This window comes from Pseudomonas kitaguniensis (assembly GCF_049199985.1).
Classification (GTDB): domain Bacteria; phylum Pseudomonadota; class Gammaproteobacteria; order Pseudomonadales; family Pseudomonadaceae; genus Aquipseudomonas; species Aquipseudomonas kitaguniensis.
The window spans coordinates 1-25281 of sequence record NZ_JBLZPT010000041.1 but is presented as its reverse complement, the minus strand read 5'-3'; the positions used below and the strand labels follow the sequence as shown (position 1 = coordinate 25281).

Sequence of the window (25281 nt, the reverse complement as noted above, 5' to 3'; positions counted from 1 at the left end):
CAAACAATTCGGTCACCGAAGGCGGTCAGATTACCTACACCGCTACTTTGACCAATCCTGCGCAGACGCCGGTAAACGTCACACTGAGCAATGGCGCAGTGATCACCATCAAGGCTGGGGAGTCGGTTGGCACCGTGGCCGTGGATACTCCAGCTAACGACGTTTACGCCAATGGCTCGACTGTCAGCACCACGATTACGTCGGCTACCGGCGGTAACTTCGAAAATTTGGTGCCGAACACTGCGCCTGCAGTCACTACGATTGCCGACTCGATCGACACCACCACCGTCACCCTGACCGCAAACAACTCGGTCACCGAAGGCGGTCAAATCACTTACACCGCCACGCTGACTAACCCAGCGCAAACACCCGTAGCGGTCACCTTGAGCAATGGCTCGGTGATTACTATCAAGGCGGGTGAGTCGGTTGGTACTGTAGCCGTCGATACCCCGGCCAACGATGTTTACAACAATGGTTCCACCGTCAGCACCACGATTGCGAGTGCCACCGGCGGTAACTTCGAAAACCTCGTGCCGAACACTGCACCTGCGGTCACTACGATTGCTGATTCGATCGACACCACCACCGTTACGCTGACCGCAAACAATTCGGTCACCGAAGGCGGTCAAATCACTTACACCGCTACGCTGACTAATCCAGCGCAAACGCCGGTGACTGTGACGCTTTCGAATGGTCAGACGATTGTTATTGAGGCAGGTAAATCCGTTGGTACTGTAGTTTTCGAAACTCCAGCTAACGACGTTTACGCCAATGGCTCGACGGTCAGCACTGCGATTACCGGTGTTACCGGCGGCAACTTTGAAAACCTGGTGCCTGATCCAGCGCCTGCTGTAACCACCATTGCTGATTCGATCGACACCACCACCGTTACTCTGACCGCAAACAACTCGGTCACCGAAGGCGGTCAGATCACTTACACCGCCACGCTGACTAACCCAGCGCAGACGCCAGTGACTGTCACCTTGAGCAACGGCTCGGTGATCACTATCAAGGCAGGTGAGTCGGTTGGCACCGTGGCTGTGGATACTCCGGCCAACGACGTCTACAACAACGGTTCCACCGTTAGCACCACTATTACAAGCGCCACCGGCGGTAACTTCGAAAACCTGGTGCCGAACACTGCACCTGCGGTCACTACGATTTCCGATTCGATCGACACCACTAGCGTCACACTGACCGCAAACAATTCGGTCACCGAAGGCGGTCAGATTACTTACACCGCTACGCTGACTAACCCAGCGCAAACGCCGGTCACCGTGACGTTGAGCAACGGGCAGACCATCGTTATCGAAGCGGGCAAATCCGCTGGCACTGTAGTTTTCGAAACTCCGGTCAACGACGTCTATAACAACGGCTCCACCGTTAGCACCACAATTACGAGCGCTACCGGCGGTAACTTCGAAAACCTGGTGCCGAACACTGCACCTGCAGTCACTACGATTGCTGACTCGATCGACACCACCACCGTTACGCTGACCGCAAACAATTCGGTCACCGAAGGCGGTCAGATTACCTACACCGCTACTTTGACCAATCCTGCGCAGACGCCGGTCACCGTGACGTTGAGCAACGGGCAGACCATCGTTATCGAAGCGGGCAAATCCGCTGGCACTGTAGTTTTCGAAACTCCGGCCAACGACGTCTACAACAACGGTTCCACCGTTAGCACCACTATTACGAGCGCCACCGGCGGCAACTTCGAAAACCTGGTGTCAAACACTGCACCTGCAGTCACTACGATTGCCGATTCGATCGACACCACCACCGTTACTCTAACCGCAAACAATTCGGTCACCGAAGGCGGTCAGATTACCTACACCGCTACTTTGACCAATCCTGCGCAGACGCCGGTAAACGTCACCCTGAGCAATGGCTCGGTGATCACTATCAAAGCCGGTGAGTCGGTTGGTACTGTGGCCGTCGATACCCCGGCTAACGACGTTTACGCCAATGGCTCGACTGTCAGCACCACGATTACGTCGGCTACCGGCGGTAACTTCGAAAACTTGGTGCCGAACACTGCACCCGCTGTAACCACCATTGCCGACTCGATCGACACCACCACCGTTACGCTGACCGCAAACAACTCGGTCACCGAAGGCGGCAATATCACTTACACCGCTACGCTGACTAACCCAGCGCAAACGCCGGTCACCGTGACATTGAGCAACGGTCAAACCATCGTTATTGAAGCGGGCAAATCCGCGGGCACTGTAGTTTTCGAAACTCCGGCCAACGACGTCTACAACAACGGCTCCACCGTTAGCACCACGATTACGAGCGCTACCGGCGGCAACTTTGAAAACCTGGTGCCGAACACCGCACCGGCGATCACTACGATTGCTGACTCGATCGACACCACTACCGTCACGCTGACGGCTGGCCAGACCATAACCGAAGGCGGTCAGATTACTTACACCGCTACGCTGACTAACCCAGCGCAGACGCCAGTAACCGTCACCTTGAGCAATGGCTCGGTGATTACTATTAAGGCTGGTGAGTCGGTAGGTACAGTGGCCGTGGATACCCCGGCCAACGATGTTTACAACAATGGCTCGACTGTCAGCACTACGATTACGAGTGCCACCGGCGGCAACTTCGAAAACCTGGTGCCAAACACTGCACCTGCGGTCACTACGATTGCTGATTCGATCGACACCACTACCGTTACGTTGACCGCAAACAACTCAGTCACCGAAGGCGGCAATATCACTTACACCGCTACGCTGACTAACCCAGCGCAAACGCCGGTCACCGTGACATTGAGCAATGGCCAAACCATCGTTATCGAAGCGAGCAAATCCGCGGGCACTGTAGTTTTCGAAACTCCGGCCAACGACGTCTATAACAACGGCTCCACCGTTAGCACCACAATTACGAGCGCTACCGGCGGTAACTTCGAAAACCTGGTGCCGAACACTGCACCGGCTGTAACCACCATTGCCGATTCGATCGACACCACCACCGTTACACTGACCGCAAACAATTCGGTCACCGAAGGCGGTCAGATTACCTACACCGCTACTTTGACCAATCCTGCGCAGACGCCGGTAAACGTCACACTGAGCAATGGCGCAGTGATCACCATCAAGGCTGGGGAGTCGGTCGGCACCGTGGCCGTGGATACTCCAGCTAACGACGTTTACGCCAATGGCTCGACTGTCAGCACCACGATTACGTCGGCTACCGGCGGTAACTTCGAAAATTTGGTGCCGAACACTGCGCCTGCAGTCACTACGATTGCCGACTCGATCGACACCACCACCGTTACTCTGACCGCAAACAATTCCGTCACCGAAGGCGGTCAGATTACCTACACCGCTACTTTGACCAATCCTGCGCAGACGCCGGTAAACGTCACACTGAGCAATGGCTCGGTAATCACTATCAAGGCGGGTGAGTCGGTTGGCACCGTGGCTGTGGATACTCCGGCCAACGACGTCTACAACAACGGTTCTACCGTTAGCACCACGATCACCAACGCCACCGGCGGCAACTTCGAAAATCTGGTGCCAAACACTGCACCTGCAGTCACTACGATTGCTGACTCGATCGACACTACCACCGTTACCCTGACCGCAAATAATTCGGTCACCGAAGGCGGTCAGATCACTTACACCGCGACTTTGACCAATCCTGCGCAGACGCCGGTAAACGTCACACTGAGCAATGGCGCAGTGATTACCATCAAAGCCGGTGAGTCAGTTGGCACTGTCCAGGTCGATACACCAGCTAACGACGTCTACAACAACGGCTCCACCGTCAGCACCACGATTACGAGTGCCACCGGCGGTAACTTTGAAAACCTCGTGCCGAACACTGCACCTGCAGTCACTACGATTGCTGATTCGATCGACACCACTACCGTCACGCTGACCGCAAACAACTCGGTCACCGAAGGCGGCAACATCACTTACACCGCTACACTGACTAACCCAGCGCAAACGCCGGTCACCGTGACATTGAGCAACGGGCAGACCATCGTTATCGAAGCAGGCAAATCCGCTGGCACCGTAGTTTTCGAAACTCCGGCCAACGACGTCTACAACAACGGTTCCACCGTTAGCACCACTATTACAAGCGCCACCGGCGGCAACTTCGAAAACTTGGTGCCGAACACTGCACCTGCGGTCACTACGATTGCTGATTCGATCGACACCACCACCGTTACGCTGACCGCAAACAACTCGGTCACCGAAGGTGGTCAGATTACTTACACCGCCACGCTGACTAATCCAGCGCAGACACCCGTAAACGTGATACTGAGCAATGGCTCGGTGATTACCATTAAGGCTGGTGAGTCGGTTGGTACTGTGGCCGTCGATACCCCGGCTAACGACGTTTACGCCAATGGCTCCACCGTCAGCACCACTATTACGTCGGCTACCGGCGGAAACTTTGAGAATCTGGTGCCGAACACTGCGCCTGCTGTAACGACTATTGCCGATTCGATCGACACCACTACCGTCACGCTGACCGCAAACAACTCGGTCACCGAAGGCGGTCAGATCACTTACACCGCGACTTTGACCAATCCTGCGCAGACGCCGGTAAACGTCACACTGAGCAATGGCTCGGTGATTACCATCAAGGCTGGTGAGTCGGTTGGTACTGTGGCCGTGGATACCCCGGCCAACGATGTTTACAACAATGGCTCGACTGTTAGCACCACTATTACAAGCGCCACCGGCGGTAACTTCGAAAACCTGGTGCCGAACACTGCACCGGCTGTAACCACCATTGCCGATTCGATCGACACCACCACCGTCACACTGACCGCAAACAATTCGGTCACCGAAGGCGGCAACATCACTTACACCGCCACGCTGACTAACCCAGCGCAAACGCCGGTCACCGTGACATTGAGCAACGGGCAGACCATCGTTATCGAAGCGGGCAAATCCGCTGGCACCGTAGTTTTCGAAACTCCGGCCAACGACGTCTACAACAACGGTTCTACCGTTAGCACCACAATTACCAATGCCACCGGCGGCAACTTCGAAAACCTGGTGCCGAACACTGCACCCGCTGTAACCACCATTGCTGACTCGATCGACACTACCACCGTTACCCTGACCGCAAATAATTCGGTCACCGAAGGCGGTCAGATCACTTACACCGCGACTTTGACCAATCCTGCGCAGACGCCGGTAAACGTCACACTGAGCAATGGCGCAGTGATTACCATCAAAGCCGGTGAGTCGGTTGGTACTGTCCAGGTCGATACACCAGCCAACGACGTCTACAACAACGGTTCCACCGTTAGCACCACGATTACAAGCGCCACCGGCGGTAACTTCGAAAACCTGGTGCCGAACACTGCACCGGCTGTAACCACCATTGCCGATTCGATCGACACCACCACCGTCACACTGACCGCAAACAATTCGGTCACCGAAGGCGGCAACATCACTTACACCGCTACACTGACTAACCCAGCGCAAACGCCGGTCACCGTGACATTGAGCAACGGGCAGACCATCGTTATCGAAGCGGGCAAATCCGCTGGCACTGTAGTTTTCGAAACACCGGCCAACGACGTCTATAACAACGGCTCCACCGTTAGCACCACGATTACGAGCGCTACCGGCGGCAACTTTGAAAACCTGGTGCCGAACACTGCACCCGCTGTAACCGCAATTGCAGACTCGATCGACACTACTACCGTCACGCTGACCGCAAACAACTCGGTCACCGAAGGCGGTCAGATTACCTACACCGCGACGTTGACCAATCCAGCACAGACGCCGGTAACCGTCACCTTGAGCAATGGCTCGGTAATTACCATCAAGGCCGGTGAGTCGGTTGGTACTGTCCACGTCGATACACCGGCTAATGACGTCTACAACAACGGTTCCACCGTTAGCACCACGATTACAAGCGCCACCGGCGGCAACTTCGAAAACCTGGTGCCGAACACTGCACCGGCTGTAACCACCATTGCCGATTCAATCGACACCACCACCGTTACCCTGACCGCGCCAAGCGCAGTCAACGAAGGCGGCCAGATCACCTACACCGCGACCTTGAGCAACAAGGCGGGCACTGACGTAACCCTTAAGTTGGATAACGGCTCGTCCATTATCATCAAGGCAGGCAATACCGTTGGCAGCGTGACGGTCCCGGCGCCAAGCGATGACGTGTTCATCGACAAGAGCACGCAAACCGTCAAAATCACCGACGCTACTGGCGGCAATTTCGAGAAACTCGAAGTCGCGGGCAATGGCGCCACCACTACGATCAACGACACCATCGACAAGGTTGATGTGGTTCTGACCGCTACCACCACGGTCGGCGAAGGCGGCAACATCGTTTACACCGCCAGCCTTGTGGATAAAAACGGCGCGCTGGTGACTAACATCACCAACCCGTTGACCGTGACCTTGGATAACGGCAAAACCATCACCATCGGCGTTAATCAGTCCAGCGGCAGCGTCACCGCCGTGGCGCCGAACGATGTGTACAAAGGCGATCAAACTGTCACCACTGCGATCACTAACGTGAGCGGCGGTGCACATTTCGAGAACCTGGTGCCTGGCACCACGCCGGTCAGCACCACGGTGACCGATACACCGGGCACCACGGATCTCACCACTGTCACGCTGACCGCGCCAAGCGCAGTCAACGAAGGTGGCCAGATCACCTACACCGCCACCTTGAGCAACAAGGCGGGCAGCGATGTCACGCTGAAGCTGGATAACGGCTCGTCCATTATCATCAAGGCGGGCAATACCGTTGGCAGCGTGACGGTCCCAGCGCCAAGCGATGACGTGTTCATCGACAAGAGCACGCAAACCGTCAAGATCACCGACGCTACTGGCGGCAACTTCGAGAAACTCGAAGTCGCGGGCAACGGCGCCACCACTACGATCAACGACACCATCGACAAGGTTGATGTGGTTCTGACCGCCACCACCACGGTCGGCGAAGCCGGCAATATCGTTTACACCGCCAGCCTTGTGGATAAAAACGGCGCGCTGGTGACTAACATCACCAACCCGTTGACGGTGACGTTGGACAACGGCAAAACCATCACCATCGGCGTTAATCAGTCCAGCGGCAGTGTCACCGCCGTGGCGCCGAACGATGTGTACAAAGGCGATCAAACTGTCACCACTGCGATCACTAACGTCACCGGCGGCGCACATTTCGAGAACCTGGTGCCTGGCACCACGCCGGTCAGCACCACCGTGACCGATACACCGGGCACTACCGACACCACCACCGTTACCCTGACCGCGCCAAGCGCAGTCAACGAAGGCGGCCAGATCACTTACACCGCGACCTTGAGCAACAAGGCGGGCAGCGATGTCACGCTGAAGCTGGATAACGGCTCGTCCATTATCATCAAGGCGGGCAATACCGTTGGCAGCGTGACGGTCCCAGCGCCAAGCGATGACGTGTTCATCGACAAAAGCACACAAACCGTCAAGATCACCGACGCTACTGGCGGCAATTTCGAGAAACTGGAAGTTGCAGGCAATGGCGCCACCACTACGATCAACGACACCATCGACAAGGTTGATGTGGTTCTGACCGCCACCACCACGGTCGGCGAAGGCGGCAACATCGTTTACACCGCCAGCCTTGTGGATAAAAACGGCGCGCTGGTGACTAACATCACCAACCCGTTGACCGTCACCCTGGATAACGGCAAAACCATCACCATCGGCGTTAATCAGTCCAGCGGCAGTGTCACTGCCGTGGCGCCGAACGATGTGTACAAAGGCGACCAAACTGTCACCACTGCGATCACTAACGTGACCGGCGGCGCACATTTCGAGAACCTGGTGCCTGGCACCACGCCGGTTAGCACCACGGTTACCGATACACCGGGCACTACCGACACCACCACCGTTACCCTGACCGCGCCAAGCGCAGTCAACGAAGGTGGCCAGATCACCTACACCGCGACCTTGAGCAACAAGGCGGGCAGCGATGTCACGCTGAAGCTGGATAACGGCTCGTCCATTATCATCAAGGCGGGCAATACCGTTGGCAGCGTAACGGTCCCAGCGCCAAGCGATGACGTGTTCATCGACAAGAGCACGCAAACCGTCAAGATCACCGACGCTACTGGCGGCAACTTCGAGAAACTCGAAGTCGCGGGCAACGGCGCCACCACTACGATCAACGACACCATCGACAAGGTTGATGTGGTTCTGACCGCCACCACCACGGTCGGCGAAGCCGGCAATATCGTTTACACCGCCAGCCTTGTGGATAAAAACGGCGCGCTGGTGACTAACATCACCAACCCGTTGACGGTGACATTGGACAATGGCAAAACCATCACCATCGGCGTCAATCAGTCCAGCGGCAGTGTCACCGCCGTGGCGCCGAACGATGTGTACAAAGGCGATCAAACTGTCACCACTGCGATCACTAACGTCACCGGCGGCGCACATTTCGAGAACCTGGTGCCTGGCACCACGCCGGTTAGCACCACGGTGACCGATACACCGGGCACTACCGACACCACCACCGTTACCCTGACCGCGCCAAGCGCGGTCAACGAAGGCGGCCAGATCACTTACACCGCGACCTTGAGCAACAAGGCGGGCACTGACATGGTGATCCAACTGGATAACGGTTCCAGCATCACCATCAAGCAAGGTGCGACCGTGGGTTCGGTAACTGTGGCGGCGCCGGGCGATGATGTGTTCATCGACAAGAGCACCCAGACGGTCAAGATCACCGGCACCAGCGGCGGTAATTTCGAAGGCGTGAGCATTGCTCCGGGCGGTGCGACTACCACCATCAACGACACCATTGACGACGTGACCGTAGCGCTCAAGGCGACCGGTTCGGTGAGTGAAGGCGGCCAGATCGTCTACACCGCATCGCTGGTCGACAAGAACGGCTTGGCGGTGACCAACGTCGGCTCCGACTTGGTGGTGAAGCTGGATAACGGCTCGACCATCACTATCGCCAACGGCAAGTCCAGCAGCACCGCCACCGTCACCGCGCCTAACGACGTGTATGTCGGCGCCAACGATGTCAGCGCCAAGATCACCGGCGTGGTCAGCGGCGGCGACAAGTATGAGCACCTGATCGTGGACGGCAGCGCCGCGGTCACCAAGGTGACGGATGTGGTCAACAACACCACCATCAGCATCACCGGCGACGCGTCGGTGACTGAAGGCGGCACGGCGCACTACACCCTGAACCTGAGCAACCCTGCGCAAACCGATGTGAGCGTGACGCTGAAGTACAGCGGCACCGCCACCGACGGTTCGGACTTTACCGGTGTGTACACCGTGAAAATCCCGGCCGGCGCCAGCAGCGTGGCGTTTGACATTCGCACGATTGACGACAAGCTCACCGAGCCTACGGAAAATATCGTCATCAGCATCGACAAGACCACCGGTGGCAACTTCGAGAACCTGGTGATCGGCAACGGCAGCGTCAGCACCAACATCATCGACAACGATGCGCCACCGGTCATCGACCTGGACGCCAACAACTCCAGCGGCGCCACCGGTGCCGACTACAAGGCGACCTTCACCGAAGGCACCGCAGGCCCCGGCGTGTCGATTGCCGACACCGATATCAAGATCACCGACCCGGACAGCACGATGCTGACCGGTGCAACGGTCACGCTGATCAACGCGCAAGCCGGTGACGCCCTGAACCTGGGCAACAGCGTGAACGGCATTGTCATCAACTCCAACAACCAGGCGGGCACCATTACGCTGACGTTGTCGGGCAGCGCGACGCTGGCTGATTACATGCAGCGCATCCAGAACATCACGTTCACCAACAGCAGCCACGACCCGAGCACCACGCCACGCACCATCACCGTGACCGTGACCGATGGCGGCAACTACTCCAACGTCGCCACCACCACCATTAACGTGGTGGCCATCAACGACGCGCCGGTCGCCACCGGCAGCGCCGTGACCGGCAACGAAGACACGCCGCTGGCGCTGACGTGGGCCAACTTCGGCGTGACCGATGTGGACTCGCCACAAACCAGCCTCGGCGTGAAAATCACCGACCTGCCGGTGGCCGGCAAGCTGCAATACCTGGCGGCGGATGGTACGACCTGGACCAACGTGGCCGCAGGCCAAACCTTTACCAAGGCCCAGATTGACGGCGGCCAATTGCGCTTCCTGCCAAGCGCCAACGAGTCCGGCGCCGATGGTTATGGCGGCACCGGCATTGGCAACAAGCAGGCGGATTACGCGCAGTTCAAGTTCCAGCCTACTGATGGCAAAGACCTGGGCAGCAGCGCGACGGTAAAAGTCGACATCACGCCGATCGCCGACGCACCGACCCTGACGGTGGCCGACAACAACGTCAATTCGATTGGCTTGCTCAAGCAAAGCTGGAACAGCGTGGCCGGCATCGGCACCAACGGTAACGGCGCCGCAGCGGCTGACCTGAAAAAAGCCATTGATAACGCCGGCACGCCGAACAGCAGCGCCATCGTGACCAATGTCGAGTCCACCGCTAACGTCAACGCAGGCGCAGGCTCGAAGATCTCCGGCCTGATGTACATGGAAGCCGGCAAGACCTACACCTTCAGCGGTACCGGTGATGACAGCTTGCTGATCAACGTCGGCGGCAAAGACGTGGCCAGCGCACAATGGGGCACCAACAGCGGCAAGTTCAGCGGCTCGATCACCCCGACCGTGAGCGGCTATTACAGCCTCGAGATCTACCACGCCAACCAGTCCGGGCCTGGCAGCTATGACGTCAACGTGTCGATCAATGGCGGCGCGGCTCAAGACCTGAGCACCAGCGGCGTGGCGCTGTACACCGGCATCACGGACCTGGTCAACGCCGGTGTGACCGTGTCCGACCTGCATGGCAGCAATGGCGACGGTTACTACACCGCTTACAAGCTCAACGAAGGCCTGGAAAACGGCAGCGTGAAGCTGTCCAAGGTCAGCACCGCACTGACCGACACCGACGGCTCGGAAACCCTCAGCGTGAAAATCAGCGGCGTGCCGGCAGGCTCGGTACTCACCGATGCGTCCGGGCACACCTTCACCGCGACTAAAGCGGTGGGCGAAGCCAACGTCACCGGCTGGGACCTGAGCACGCTGACCATCAAGCCACCGACCTATTACAGCGGCCAGTTCAACCTCACCGTCACCTCGACGTCCACCGAAAGCCTCGGCGGTTCGGCCAGCACCACCGCGCAGTTGCCGGTGACGGTGTACCCGGCAACCTACAGCGGCACAACAGGCACCTCGGGCAGCGACACAATCACCGGCACCGATGGCAATGACATCATCGTGGCCGACATTGGCGGCCTGAACGTGGTGCAGGGCAAGAACTACAACATCGCGTTCATGGTGGACAGTTCCGGCAGCATGAGCGCCGACTCGGTTAACGCCGCCAAGGCGTCGCTGACGTCTGTGTTCAACTCGCTGAAAGACAGCCTGGGCGCCAACACGTCGGGGACGGTTAACATCTTCCTGGCGGACTTCGATACCCAGGTGAACAAGTCGATCTCGATCAACCTCAACGACAGCAACGCCCTGAGCTTGCTCAAGGCGGTACTGGACTCGATGGTGTCGGGCGGCGGTACCAACTATGAAGACGTGTTCAAGACCACGGCCAACTTCTTCGAAAGCAGCCTGGCCACCAGCAACACCGGCGCCACCAACCTGACCTACTTCATCACCGACGGCCAGCCGACGTTCTACCAGAGCGGCGAGCAAACCAACCCGACGCTGTACAGCAACGTCAAGTTCGACGATGTGGTGACCACCGCCAACTACACGCCGGGTACCTCGGTGGGCAAGTACCTGGACAACACTCACTACTTCAGCATCGACACCTCGGGTGCGGCGGCGCTGCAGACCTGGAATGGCTCTCGGTGGGTCTACAACAGCCTGGGCACCGTGCATGCCCAAGGTGACGGCACCTTTGAGCTGTCCAACCTGGCGGGCACGGGCAACAGCACCGACTCGGCCACACTGAGCAACGCCAAGAGCGCTTTTGCGTTACTCGGCGGGTTGTCGCAAGTGGAAGCGATCGGCATCAATGGTGACGTCAGCCTCAGCGACCTGAAGCCGTACGACAGCGATGGCAAGCCGCAAACCAACATCGATCCCAAGGATTTGGCCAACGCCATCCTCGGTCACACCGAAGCGACGCTGCCAGGTGCCGACAGCGTAAACGGTGGCGACGGCAACGACATCATCTTCGGCGACCTGGTGAGCTTCAGCGGCGTCACCGGTGAGGGTTACAACGCACTGCAGGCCTTTGTCGCACAGAAAACCGGTGTGGCAGTCTCGGCCGTGACCACCTCGAACGTGCACCAGTACGTCACCGAGCACTACGCGGACTTCGACGTGTCGGGCGCCAAAGACGGCAACGACACGCTGCTCGGCGGCGGCGGCGATGACATTCTGTTTGGCCAGGGCGGCAACGATTACCTGGACGGCGGCAAGGGCAATGACATCCTGCTGGGCGGCACCGGTAACGACACGTTGATCGGCGGCGCGGGCAACGACATCCTGATCGGCGGTTCGGGTGCCGACACCTTCATCTGGAAAGCCGGTGACGTTGGCAATGACGTGATCAAGGACTTCAAAGCGTCGGAAGGTGACCGCATCGACCTCAAGGATCTGTTGAAGGGTGAAACCGACAGCACCATCGACAATTACCTCAAGATCACCACGGTAGAGGGCGTGTCGACGCTGCAAGTGAGCAGTGAAGGCAAGCTGAACGCCGCCGGCGGCCTGGCCAATGCCGATGTGACGATCAAGCTGGAAGGCAACGATTGGTCCCACACCAGCATCAACTCGCTGATCAGTGGCGCTGACCCGACCATCAAGATCGACCACACCGCCTAAGACGCGATTAACCGGCCGCCCCCAAGGGCGGCCGATTTATTTGGGCAACAGGTTGCTGGCCCTGACGCAGGGTTGCATCGCATACTCGCGCGCATAAACGCACCTTTGACCTATGCTGGTGAACGCGTGTGGTTCATTTTCGAGGGGTTCTTATGTTTTACGTGCAACGTGATGCACTGGGCGCGCTGAGTCGCGTAGAGGCAGCCGCCTTCACCGAGTCAACCGAAACCCTGCCGGCCGATCACCATGAGATACAGGCCTGGTACGCCAACGAAGTGGTGGAAACCAGCCTGGCACAGCTAAAGCAGAGTGACCTGGAGATGATCCGGGTACTCGACGACTTGATCCAGGTACTGACCCGCAAAGGGGTGATCAGCGTGACTGACTTGCCGCCTGCAGCCCAGGCCAAGTTGATGGACCGTAACCACGCGCGGGAAGCGTTGGGCGGGTTGAGCCACTTGATCAACGATGAAGAGACCGGGTTGATCTGACTTCATGTAAGCGCTGGCCAGCCTGCTGGCTCTTGTGGCAAGCGGGCTTGTGTGGCGAGCGGGCTTGCTCGCCACAGGGGGTTTTGCCTTTACTGACGGAGCGCAGTTACTGCCACGGCGCAGGTTCACCAAATAGCTGGCCCTGCACGCCAAAAATGCCCATCTCGCGAATCACTTTCAGCTCACCTTCGGTCTCCACTCGCTCGGCGATCAGTGGCAAGTCGATGCTGTGGGCCGCGCGCTGGATTGCCTCGATGAACAGGCGCTTGTCGCTTTCCTGATCGATGGCGCGGATGTAACTGCCGTCGATCTTCAGGTACGCGAGGCCCAGGCGTGCCAGGTTGCCGATCATGCTGAATCGCCCGCCAAAACGCTGCAGGCTGAGGGAAAAGCCCAGTTCGCGCAGGCGTTGAGTCAATTGCTCCAACAAGGCCTGCTCCGGCAATTGCTCCTCGCCGATTTCCAGGGTCAGGCGTGCGCCGAGGTTGCTGTGCTGGCGTAACAGTTCAAAAATCCGGTTCAGCGCGTGCTCGTCCTGCAGGGTTGCGGCCGACAGGTTCAACGCCAGGCTATGGTTGTGGCCAGCCATCTGCTTGAGCACCTGCTCAAGCATCATGCGGTCCAGGCGTGCCATCCAGCCGAAACGTTCAAGCCACGGCAGGAAACGCCCGGCAGGCAGGGTGTGGCCGTCCTGATCCTGCAGGCGCGACAGCACCTTATAGTGCAAGACCAACTGCGGGTCGTGGCTGGAAACCACCGGCTGAAAGTGCAACTGGAAACGCTGTTGGGTCAGCGCCTGGTCCAGCAGCGTGTGCCAGGCATGGTGATCGTCGCCGACGCTGGTGGCGGCGCTGCGGTCGAGGCACACCCAACTGGTGTCGCCCTGCGCCTCAGCCTGGGCCAGGGCTTGGTCAGCCAAGGTCAACAGCGCTTGAGGTGAGTCGCCATGGCTAAACGGCGCCAGGCCGATGTAAGCGACCGGCGTAACATCACTGGCGCCGGTGGCTTGCAGGCTGAGCAAGGTACTGTCGAGGTTTTGCGCCAATTGCACGGCTTCTTCACGCATCAGCCCCGGCGCCAGTACCGCGAACTCACCGCCGCGAATACGGGTGACGAGGTTGTGAGTTTCTGGGTAAGGCTCGCACTGGCGCAGCAGTTGGTTGCCGACCGCTTGCAGCAATTGGTCGGTGCGCTGGCCGCCGAGCCGCTGGTTGAGGCCGGCCAGGTCCTTGACCCGCAACACCAGCAAGTAGCCGGAGTTGGTCTCTTCCAGGTTACTGACTCGCGCGTTTAGTTGCATCTCGAAATAACGGCGGTTGGCGAGGCCGGTGAGGTTGTCCTGATAGGATTCAGTGCGCAGTTTTTCGCTGCGCTCCGCCTGCTCCTGAAACAGCGCCTTGAGCTTTTCGACCATCTGGTTCATGGCCTGCACCACGCGCCGCAGCTCCGGCGTGCGCGGCAGGTCGGGCACGGTGAGGAACTCGCGGCGTGCGATGGCGTGGGACTGCTTGACCATATAGTCCAACGGCTTCAACTGCCGACGCAGCAACAATGCGCCAAGCACTGCACTCACAGCACCGCACAGCAGCAACCAGCCGAGGCTGCCCAAGGCGCTTTGCCAGATTTTTGCCAAGGCGAACATCGGATGGCTGACCACCTCAACTCTGGCCGCCTGCTCCCAGCCGCGGTTGACCAGCGCGTCACCACCGGCAGGCTCCAGACCGATTAATTTCACGAACCAGTTGGGCACGCCGTTGTTGTCAGGGATACCGCTGCGCTCGACAATGGTTTTGTCAGTAGCCAGGTCGACCACGCGGATGCTAGCGTAATACCCACTGTCGAAGATCGAGCTGACCAGCAACTCCACCATGGCCGGGTCGTCGATATTGGGCGTCAGCGACAGCGCCAGCGCCGTCGCGCCGTCCTGTGCATGCGAGCGCAGCTGGTTGACGTATTGGGTGCGAGAGCTTTCCAGGCTGACCATGAAGCTGCCGCTGAAGGCGACCACCAGGAACAGGCAGATAGCGATCAATAGTTGTTTGAACAGAGACATCCGATCAGTTACTCCTAGTTGGCAGGCTCGGCTGGAAAGCCTTCCGCACGCATTTTTCTGAGTACATCCTGCCAGCGAGACAAGCGTTTGGTATCACCGACTTTCTGATTGCCCTTGGCGCCAGGCAGGTACAAACCCTCGGCGTTGAATGAGTACACCGGCACCAGGTCGGCACGACGGGTGGCCGGCAGGATCTCGTCCATCAGGCTGTCGAGCACCAGCGGGATGGCGTCGGGGGTTGCATAATAGGTCAGCACCATATGAGCGCGATTTTGACGCAAGGCCTTAACGTAAGTAATGCGCAATTTGTCGCTGGAAACGCCCAGGTGCCGCAGGCTGAAATACTTGGCGATGGCGTAGTCTTCGCAATCGCCGGCACCTTTCCACAAGGCTTCGATGGGCGTTTCCCAATAGTCGACCACGTGCCAGAGGTCGATGTCTTCCACGTACGTCATGTGTTTATTGAAGAACAGGTTGACCACCTTGAGCTGCTCCTGCTCGTCGACCTGTTTCTGGGTCGCCAGCAACCGCTGCCAGGCATCGATACGCTGTTGGCCCTCCCCCAACGGCCCGTACAACGCGGTGGCCTTGCGGCTGATTTGAGAGAAATCCCAATCGGCATGCAGCCCGCCGAGCATCAAGCCAGCCAAAAAAATCGCTGAGAACAGCCAGCTAACGATTCGAGGGGGAATAAAACTTACCGCCAAAGTGTTCAGTCCGTGGAAAGAGACGGAATTTCAAAGGATGGTGAAGCTTCAACCCGAAAAAAACAATGGCACGGTGCAATCATTCATTAATAGGTTGAGTTTATAACCGCCCCTTGTGGGATGCACAAAGTACAGCGTGTAAGCCCTTACAAACGGACACTTTGGTTGTTTGACAAGCGTGTGAACCCTCTCTAGGGTGCATTGGATCCAATAAACAGACTCCACTAAGCCAGGAGGATAGCGTAACCGTGACGCAGAAGCCGAACCCTTTAAGCAGCATCAAAATCAGCGGGCCTATTCCCGCCCATCTGGCTCGCGCCGTAATTGAAGAAACCTTGCGCGATGCCATTCTGGATGGGCGATTGCCCTGTGGAACCGCTATGCGCCAGCAAGAACTGGCCAGCCTGTTCGGCGTCAGCCGCATGCCTGTGCGTGAAGCCCTGCGCCAGTTGGAAGCCCAATCGCTGCTGCACGTAGTGACCCACAAGGGCGCCGTGGTCGCACCGCTGATCGAAGACAACTCGGCAGAGACCTATGCCCTGCGCATGCTGCTGGAATCCGAGGCGTTGCGCCTGTCGATTCCATTACTCACCGACGCCGACATTGTCGAGGCCGACGCCTACATCAATGCATTGGAACGCGAGAAAGACTACGCCGAGATTGGTCGTCTCAACCGCCTGTTCCACATGGTGTTGTATCGCAAGGCGCCTAACCAGCGCCTGCTCAAATTGGTTGAACACGGTTTGAATGAGGAGGAACGTTTTCTACGCTTCAACCTTGAGGCGATGGGCCTGGGCGAGACGTCGCAGGAAGATCACCGTGAACTGCTGAGCCTGGTAGCGCAGAAGAAAGTCGACGAAAGTATCCTGACGCTGCGCAATCACTTGATGCGCGGGATGGAGGTGATCACCCTTTACCTAAAAGGTCTTGAAACCGACGAAAACAAAAGCGCGCAGTAAGGTTTACGCAGCAGCTTGCGGCCCGTGAAACAGCGCGAGGCTTTTTCCATTTTGGGAATGGCCCTGGGGCGGTACGCCAAGAACAAAGTCTATTGTTTTAAATATTCGTACTCATGCCGAAGAAAATTCTCACTGTTAACACGATGACTTGCTGACGCCCACCTGTTTTCCGAAAGAATATCTAATACTTTCACAAGTTTATCCAAACGTTTAATCAGATTATTATCTTTATCCAATAAAAACACGTTATTCGACAGCGTAAAGCCCTGCCTGATTAGCCCCGCGCACATGACGCGGCCAACTGCAATTTATTAAAACAACCTTGCACAATCCTTCCACTGTTTTCAGAGCAGTTGCAGCAACTTATAGGCGTCAACCATGTATCAACACGTACTTGAACAAAAAAAACTGCAGGTGTGCAGTCATCCGTTATTTAAAGAAATAACTTCACTTAATAAGTTACAACTTTTCATGGAGCACCATGTATTTGCTGTTTGGGACTTCATGACACTGACCAAACGCCTGCAGCAGGACCTGACCTGCACACAATTACCCTGGCTGCCGCCCACTGACCCGCACGCCGCGCGCCTCATCAATGAAATCGTGCTCAGTGAAGAGTCAGACCAACACCCCACGCGCGGCCATTGCAGCCACCTCGAGCTGTACCTGGAAGCGATGGCCGAGGTCGGTGCTGACACCACCCGCTTGCGGCGCTTCATTGAACTGCAACGCCAAGGGGTTCAGGCGGGTGCCGCCTTGCAGATGATTGACGTGCCGCCCGGCGTTGCCCGCTTTGTCGACAGCACGCTGCAGATCGCCTTGAACGCGCCCATCCACTGCGTGGCGGCGGCGTTCCTGCACGGTCGCGAAAGTGTCATTCCGTCGATGTTTGAACGCATTCTGCACAGCAATGCCTTCATCGGTAGCCAGGCGCCAACCCTGCGTCATTACCTCAGCCGTCACATCGAACTGGACTCTCAGGGTCACGGGCCAGCGGCGGAGCAGTTACTGCAGCGCTTGATCGGCGCAGACCCTTGCCGCCAACGCCAAGCGGATGACATCGCCCTCAGCGCCTTGCAAAGCCGCCTCAGCTTCTGGGACGACGTGCGCGCCTCGCTGCAAGTGGCGCAACCATGAACGCCGCCGACTACCGCTCCTTCGCCGAAGACTGGGAACGCCGCGCAACCATCCGCACACGCCCCAGGCGTTTGCTCGAAAACGACGATAGATTGATCTACCCGCTGTGCCGCCAGCCCTTGGTGCTGAGTGCGACCTTTGTGGAACATTGCCCGCAGTGGCGCGACTTTGTGCTGGTGCAAAGTTTCTACAAATTCCTGAATGACGTGGTGATCTTCGAAACCGAGATTGTCGACAAGACCGCTCGCAGCATTGCCAAGAACCGTTTCTCGCAGCCCTTCCCCCTCGCCTGCCGCTACGATGCAATGACGGTGGTCGTGGACGAGGATTACCACGCGCTGGTCGCGCTGGACTTTTTGCAACAGACCGTAGAAATGACCGGCATACCGCCGCTCGAACTGCCCGGGCAAATCGAACTGAGCCGCGCCCTGCCGGCAGCGCAGGCGCTGGCACCGCCACACCTGCGCGACGCGGTGGAGCTGATAGGCGTGGCCATCGCCGAAAACACCGTGACCCATGACGTCGCGGCGTTTTCCAAGGACGACAGCGTCAAGTCATCGGTCCGTGGTTTGATGGCCGACCACTTGTTTGATGAGGGTCGCCATGCACAGTTCTGGACGCACGTGGTGCGTATCTACTGGCATGCAGCAAGCCCGACAGACCGCGACAGCATCGCTGAAACCCTGCCGACCTTTCTGGCGCATTACCTGACCAACGAGCTGCAAAAACGCTTCGATTTGCAACTGATCGACCACCTGGACGTCAGCGCCAATGTTCGCCGTGCGTTAAGGGACGATGTAGCAGCGCTGGACTTTCCCATCACGCGCCAGCACCCACTGCTGGTTAACATCATGGGTTTTCTGCACCACAGCGGCGTATTGCAAACCCCGAGTGTCGCCCAGGCGCTGCACGACTACCTGCCCGACTCGCGGAGGCCGGCATGAGGCGCTTGACGATCGGGTGGAGCGGCACCAGCCACGCCCTGGCGGCCGTTCGGCAAAGGCTCGAACAATACGGGCATATCAGCGCAAGCGACGCCCTCGACGTGTTGCTTGACGACGGCTGCCCGCCGCCGCTCCCGCACGCTGCGAACACCCAACAGCTTAGCCTGCGCCTGGGCATCGGCCCCGTGTCGGCATGCGGGCTTCCCGCGCTGCAGTTGCGCTGCTATGGCCACGACCAACGCGTACTGGCGGTGCACGACATCAGCGAGGAACCCAGCGGCAACGGCCAGCGACTGCGCCAACACGCCAGCAACGCGCTGGTGGAATGGGTTGCCTTGCTGGTCTGCGGCTTCTCGATGAACCCGGCGTTCTTCGCTGCACACACCACGGCTAACGCCTGGCCCGAGCAAGGTTTGCAGGGGCTGGACGCCTTGGCGTTTTTGCATCGATTCAATCGCACTGCGCAGCCGGCACTGTTACAGGCTGCGCATGTGCGCATGATCGAACGGATACAGGCCAGCTTGCAGGCCTTCGCGCAACGACCGGCGCTGAACATCGCAGGAAGCGTGCTGACGTATCGGCAATTGCACGTTCAAGCCCTGTCGATTCAACAACGCCTGGCGCCCCTGCTGCAAGGCATTGAGACCCCCGCGGTGGTGGGTGTATGCCTGGAAAAGTCCGCCGGGTTGTACGCCAGCATTCTCGCGATATTGGGTTGCGGCGCGGTGTACCTGCCACTGGCACCGGACCACCCGCCACAACGCCAGCGGGCGATGCTGCAAAGCACCGGGGCTGCCGTGTTGCTGGACGATGGCCGGCACCCTTTGCGCGACCATTTCGTTACCCTGAATGTCGGCACCGTCGACCCGGCCCAAGCGGACACCACGCAACCACTGATGCGTCAGCGACCCGGCGTCGACGCGCCCTGCATGGTGCTTTTTACCTCGGGCACCACTGGCCAACCTAAAGGTGTGCTGCTCAGCCAATACAATCTTGCGCACTGCACCGCTTGGCTCGGCACCTGTATGGCGCTGGATGAACAGAGTCGAGTGCTGCAGTTTTCTACGCTGAGCTTCGACTCATCGCTGATCGATATTTTCCCGGCCCTGATCGCTGGCGCCGAGTTGATTGTGCCCAGCGAAGACCAGCGGCGCGACCCTCAGCAACTGGTCGAATTGATTCGCCAACAGCGCATCAGCCACGCTTTTTTGCCGCCGGCGCTGCTCAGCATTCTGCCGCTGGATCAGCCATTGGGCCTGGCACATCTGCTAACCGGCGGGGATGCCTGCGAGCCGTATGTGATCGAACAATTGGCGGGCCAGTGCCAACTGCACAATCTTTACGGCCCTACCGAGGCTACGGTGTTGGTGACCCACCGGGCATTCCAGCACGGTGACGGCAATCGCAACGTGGGACGCCCCATTGCCAACAGCCAGGTGCTGATCCTCGACGACAACCTGCAACCGGTGGATGAACAGGTGATGGGCGATCTCTACATCGTCGGCCCCGGCGTAAGCCTCGGGTATATGAACGAGCCGCCGCAGGCCGACAGTCCGTTCGTTGAGCTGACACTGCCCGACGGACAGCCGCTGAGGGCTTACCGCAGCGGTGACCTGGCAAAATGGACCCAAGACGGTATCGAGCTGGGCGGCCGACGGGACGATCAGGTGAAGATCCGTGGCTTTCGGGTAGAACCTCAGGAGATCGAACAATGCCTGCGCAGTAGTCGCTTATTTCGCCAAGTGGCCGTGGTCATTGCACCTGATCGCAGGATTCTCGGCGTTGCCGCACAGCCTGAAACCGGCGCCACGCTGGCGGAGCTGAAGCGATACGCACTGGCGCGTCTGCCGTCGTATATGCAGCCTGAGGTATGGACTGAGTTGCCAGCGATGCCGCGTACCCGCCACGGCAAGATCGACCGCCAAGCGTTGCTGGCGACACCGCTGCGCGCGACTCCCCGCCACGGCCGCAGACTTGCGCAAACGCCACTGCAAACGCAGCTCGTGGCGCTGTGGGGCGAGTTGCTGGGGTTGAGTGGCGCTGATATTTCCATTGATGAAAGCTTTTTCAGCCTGGGCGGGCATTCCATCCTGCTGTCGACCCTGCTGCTGCGCCTGCGCGAAGCGTTTGGCCGCAGCCTCTCTTTGAGTCGTTTCTTTGAAGCGCCGACGATTCGTACGCTCGCCGTGCTGATGGAAGACGGTGCACTCAGCAATCTTCCGTCACGCCAAGTGCAAAAAGATGCGTCACAAGCACTGAATATAGACGTGCTGCACGAGGCCCGTGCAGGCGATCCGCGCAAGGTGATCGTCACCGGCGCCAACAGCTTTGTCGGGGTACACCTGGTCGAAGCATTGTTAGCGGGCGGCGCGCAGCAGGTGACTTGCCTGGTGCGTGAACGGCCGGGGCACTCGGCGGCGGCGCGGTTTACCCAGGCACTGCGCGAGTATCGCCTGGAACACCTCGACGTGAGCCGAGTGCAGGTGTATGCCGCCGATATGAGCCAGCCCCGGTTGGGCCTGGCCAGCGAGGTGTATGACCGGCTCGCCCGCAGCCATGGCGTATTGGTGCACAACGCCGCGTGGGTCAATCATGTGATGGACTACGCCTCACTCGCCAAGGACAACGTCGAGCCGGTGCTGGAGTGCCTGCGCCTGTGTGAAACCCATTGCAAAAAAGTCTTCAATTTCATCTCGACGCTGTCGGCCTGCAGCAGTATCGATGCGCAGGGCAACATCCTCGAAACACCGGCGGTGGCCACGTTGCCGCTCTATCTGAAGAATGGCTACAACCTGTCCAAATGGGTCGCCGAGCGGCTATTGGGGCGTGCAGTTGAGCAAGGTGCGTGGGTGAATATCTATCGCCCCGGCAACATCGCTTTTAATAGCCGCAGCGGCGTCTGCCAGCCGCAAAACAACCGCCTGATGCTCATGCTCAAGGGTTCATTGCAACTGGGCCTGGCGCCCAACCTGGAGGTGAACTTCGATCTGATGCCGGTGGACTTTTTTGCGCGTTTTGTCGGGTTTCACTGCGGCCAATCTGCTGCCGGACGAAACCTTTTCCACCTGCACAACCCGCAGCCTTTGAGCTGGGCTCACTACCTTGACGCATTCAGCCAGGCGGGCCACCGCTTCGAACGGGTAAGCGTTGCAGATTGGCAACGGTCGCTGCGCACGGTGGGTCGCGATAACGCGCTGTTTGGCGTGCTGGGTTTCTACCTGGATGACCTTGCAGAAGACATCAGCGACATCTCGATGATTTGTCACGACAACGCGCGCCGGGGCGTACAAGCCATGGGCGAGCAGTACCCGCAAAAGGACCCGGCGTTATTGCGCAAGGGCTGCGACCACCTCAAGGCCATCGGCTTTATCTGACCGCTTCAGGACATTTTTATGAACGTGCTGCAACCCGATACATTAATCCGTAACCCTGTGGGCACGCCGTTGGTGGCGTCTGTTGACGTCGCGTGCGAGGCCGCGCGCCTGTGGGCTGTGGTCGGCAACTTTGCAGGCTTCGATGCCTTCATTCCGGCGCTGTCGCACATCGAAATGACGGGCCACGGTGTAGGCGCATTACGCACGAAGTTTTTCCACGATGGGCATCGCGTGGTAGAGCAACTCAATAGCCGGGATGACGACGCAATGTGCATGACGTGGAGCACGCTTTACAACACGTTGGGGGTCGCCCACTTGTGGGCGGCAATGCGCGTGGAAGTGCTTGGCACGGGAGGCGCCAGGGCAACCTGGACGCTCATTGGCGAGCCGCTTGATATGACACAAGCGGCGTTTGAACAGTTTGTGCAGGCCTTCGCCGAGAGCGCATTGGGGAATGTGCGCCGGTTGCTCGGTTAGGCAACAGGCGCGAGCAGCCTCACGCCTGCACAAACAGGGTCAGATTTTGAAGCTGTCGACCAACTGCTTCAATCGGCTGGCCTGCTGGGACAGCGCATCGCAGTCCTTGAGGGTTTCGTTGAGGTTGGTCACACCCTGCTGGTTAAGCAGGTTGATCTGGTTGATGTCGACGTTGAGGGTTTCAACCACCGCGGTCTGCTCCTCGGTGGCGGCAGCGACCGATTGGTTCATGCCATCAATCTCGACGATTCGCTGCGTTACGCTGACCAGGCGCTCACCGGCCTGGTTGGCCACTTCAACGCTTTCTTCGCTGGAGACCTGGCTGGCGTTCATGGTGGTTACCGCTTCACGCGAACCGACTTGCAGTGACGTGATCATCTTATGAATCTCTTCTGCGGACTCCTGCGTACGGTGAGCCAGGTTACGCACCTCATCGGCAACCACGGCAAACCCACGACCGGCTTCCCCGGCGCGAGCAGCCTCGATCGCGGCATTGAGGGCCAACAAGTTGGTTTGCTGGGAGATGCCTTTGATCACATCAAGGATATGCCCGATGTTGTCGGTGCTGGCGTTCAGCGTTTCGATCTGCGTGCAGGACAGGCTGATTTTTTGCGACAGCTCCGACATCGCCAAGATGGTTTTCTCTACCACTTTGCGTCCATCGTCTGCTTGCTCACTGGCACCACTGGCGTGCTGCGAAGCATCGGCCGCGTTACGCGCGATTTCCTGAGTGGCAGCACCCAGCTCGTTGATCGCCGCAGCCACGCTGTTGGTGCGTGCGCTTTGTTCGTCCGAACCGACGATCGAGGCGTTGGATGACGCCATGACGCGCTGGGACAGGTCATGCACCTGGCGCGTTGCCGAAGACACTTCGGAAATCGACGCGTGGATGCGCTCGACGAACTGGTTGAAGGCGCTGCCGACCTCGCCAAATTCATCTTTGCTGGTCACGTTCAGGCGGCGGGTCAAATCGCCTTCGCCCTGGGCAATGTCGCGCATGGCAACGCCCATGGTGGTCAGTGGCCGCAGCAGTACTTGAATCAACAGGCTCAACAGCACAGCAATGGCGACTACCGCGACCAACATGGCGATCAACGCCGAGGTGCGGAACTTGGCCAATGGTGCGTAGGCTTTATCTTTATCGATCGACAGACCGATGAACCAATTTGCACCCGGTAAACCGCTGATAGGCGTGAACGAAAGAATCCGGTCCTGGCCATTGAGGGTAACGTTCTGGCTAACCTTCTCAATACGCAGGCTGGTGCCTGGGTAGATGTCCTTGAGGTTTTTCATCACTTGGTTTTCGTCAGGACTGACGATGACCTGGCCATCGGCGCTGACCAGGAAAGCATGGCCGATGCCGCCAAAGTCTACCGAGTTGATGATCTTCACCAGGGTTTGCAAGCTCAGGTCACCACCGACCACACCCAGCAACTCGCCATTCTTTTTGACTGGCAGGGCGATGGTTACGATTTGCCCACCCACTGCGGCCATGTAGGGCGGCGTAAGCATAGTTTTATCGGCAGCTACGGCTTGCTTGTACCAAGGGCGCTGACGTGGGTCGTAGTCGTCTGGCATCTTCGCGTCAGGGCGCTGAGTGAACACACCGTTGGTTTGACCAACATAGGTGAACTGGAAGTTCGAGGTGAGCGCAGGCTGGTCGACCAGCCCTGGAAGATCCGCAGCACTGCCTTGATGAGCAATGTTCTGCGCCAGGTTCTCAAGCACCAGGATGCGCCCGCTGAGCCAGTTCTGCACGCTGCTTGCCGTAAGCTCACCCGATTGCTGGATAGACGAATCCAGATTCTGCGTGATGGTACTGCGCTGCAGGTAGTCGTTATAAAGCGTGAATAATGCGAAGGCCAGTACAACGACGCCTGACGCGGCCAACAGAATTTTATGGCTGAACTTGAGATTCATTTCATCGACTTCTTTTGCCAAAGGGGGATGAGCGTGCCGAGTGGAACATTCCATGTAACGGCATAGACGATCTCGATGATCGCGCTATTTCGGTGCACGCATGGCACATAAGGCTTTCGGCCAGCCGAGGATAAATTTTAGAGATTTGTGAGATATGTCTTCATTTTGAGTATGAAGCCGACCAGCGGTAGGGCGTATTAGTCATCGAGTACCCTAAACGACAAAACCCCTGTCTGCGTTAGCAGACAGGGGTTTCGGAATTTAATCTTGACGATGACCTACTCTCACATGGGGAAACCCCACACTACCATCGGCGATGCATCGTTTCACTACTGAGTTCGGGATGGGATCAGGTGGTTCCAATGCTCTATGGTCGTCAAGAA

10 protein-coding genes and 1 rRNA gene are annotated in these 25281 nt (G+C 58.4%); 7 read left to right on the top strand and 4 right to left on the bottom strand.

The genetic code is table 11. The features are described from left to right. On the top strand, positions 1-12836 hold a 12836-nt coding region (locus ACOZK9_RS26720; protein ID WP_421556936.1), incomplete at its 5' end, for an immunoglobulin-like domain-containing protein. A gap of 152 nt (positions 12837-12988) precedes the next feature. Then, positions 12989-13327 carry a hypothetical protein gene (locus tag ACOZK9_RS26715; RefSeq protein WP_058415385.1) on the top strand — a complete coding sequence of 113 codons (339 nt, stop codon included), beginning with the start codon at positions 12989-12991 and terminating at the stop codon, positions 13325-13327. Positions 13328-13433: 106 nt separating this feature from the next. On the opposite strand, the gene lapD is transcribed toward ACOZK9_RS26715, so the two are convergent. Both lapD and lapG read right to left on the bottom strand, forming a co-directional pair. Then, positions 13434-15380: a cyclic di-GMP receptor LapD gene (lapD, locus tag ACOZK9_RS26710; RefSeq protein ID WP_421556935.1), complete on the bottom strand. Its 1947-nt coding sequence runs from the start codon at positions 15378-15380 to the stop codon at positions 13434-13436. Between the two features lie 14 nt (positions 15381-15394). Continuing rightward, entirely contained in the window at positions 15395-16087 is a 693-nt protein-coding gene (gene lapG / locus ACOZK9_RS26705; RefSeq protein WP_058415383.1) for a cysteine protease LapG, read from the bottom strand. Positions 16088-16335: 248 nt separating this feature from the next. Here lapG and ACOZK9_RS26700 point away from each other — a divergent pair, with 248 nt between their 5' ends. The 5 genes from ACOZK9_RS26700 (at position 16336) to ACOZK9_RS26680 (ending at position 22978) form a co-directional block, all read left to right on the top strand. Then, complete coding sequence (locus ACOZK9_RS26700; protein WP_172979824.1) at positions 16336-17046, top strand: GntR family transcriptional regulator; 711 nt, start codon at positions 16336-16338, stop codon at positions 17044-17046. A gap of 378 nt (positions 17047-17424) precedes the next feature. Continuing rightward, the gene (locus tag ACOZK9_RS26695; protein ID WP_421556934.1) at positions 17425-18183 is read left to right on the top strand and encodes a DUF3050 domain-containing protein; all 759 of its coding nucleotides are present in this window, start codon (positions 17425-17427) and stop codon (positions 18181-18183) included. Then, on the top strand, positions 18180-19127 hold the full coding sequence (locus ACOZK9_RS26690) for a diiron oxygenase (RefSeq protein ID WP_122250162.1): 948 nt from the start codon (positions 18180-18182) through the stop codon (positions 19125-19127). Before ACOZK9_RS26695 ends, ACOZK9_RS26690 begins: the two co-directional genes overlap by 4 nt. Next, positions 19124-22501: an amino acid adenylation domain-containing protein gene (locus ACOZK9_RS26685; protein ID WP_421556933.1), complete on the top strand. Its 3378-nt coding sequence runs from the start codon at positions 19124-19126 to the stop codon at positions 22499-22501. Before ACOZK9_RS26690 ends, ACOZK9_RS26685 begins: the two co-directional genes overlap by 4 nt. An 18-nt stretch (positions 22502-22519) precedes the next feature. Continuing rightward, positions 22520-22978, top strand: coding sequence for an SRPBCC family protein (locus tag ACOZK9_RS26680; protein WP_152747134.1), 459 nt, complete (start codon positions 22520-22522; stop codon positions 22976-22978). Between the two features lie 39 nt (positions 22979-23017). Here the strand turns inward: ACOZK9_RS26680 and ACOZK9_RS26675 are convergent, their stop codons facing one another. Next, entirely contained in the window at positions 23018-24898 is a 1881-nt protein-coding gene (locus ACOZK9_RS26675) for a methyl-accepting chemotaxis protein (RefSeq protein ID WP_099239345.1), read from the bottom strand. A 265-nt stretch (positions 24899-25163) separates the two neighbouring features. Beyond that, positions 25164-25279, bottom strand: a 5S ribosomal RNA gene (rrf, locus tag ACOZK9_RS26670). Between the last annotated feature and the right edge of the window lie 2 nt (positions 25280-25281).

Excerpts from the sequence above, each read along its gene's own strand:
- ACOZK9_RS26715 (WP_058415385.1), top strand. The coding sequence starts at position 12,989 with ATGTTTTACGTGCAACGTGATGCACTGGGCGCGCTGAGTCGCGTAGAG.
- lapD (WP_421556935.1), bottom strand. The coding sequence starts at position 15,380 with ATGTCTCTGTTCAAACAACTATTGATCGCTATCTGCCTGTTCCTGGTG.
- ACOZK9_RS26695 (WP_421556934.1), top strand. The coding sequence starts at position 17,425 with ATGTATCAACACGTACTTGAACAAAAAAAACTGCAGGTGTGCAGTCAT.
- ACOZK9_RS26690 (WP_122250162.1), top strand. The coding sequence starts at position 18,180 with ATGAACGCCGCCGACTACCGCTCCTTCGCCGAAGACTGGGAACGCCGC.
- ACOZK9_RS26685 (WP_421556933.1), top strand. The coding sequence starts at position 19,124 with ATGAGGCGCTTGACGATCGGGTGGAGCGGCACCAGCCACGCCCTGGCG.
- ACOZK9_RS26680 (WP_152747134.1), top strand. The coding sequence starts at position 22,520 with ATGAACGTGCTGCAACCCGATACATTAATCCGTAACCCTGTGGGCACG.
- ACOZK9_RS26675 (WP_099239345.1), bottom strand. The coding sequence starts at position 24,898 with ATGAATCTCAAGTTCAGCCATAAAATTCTGTTGGCCGCGTCAGGCGTC.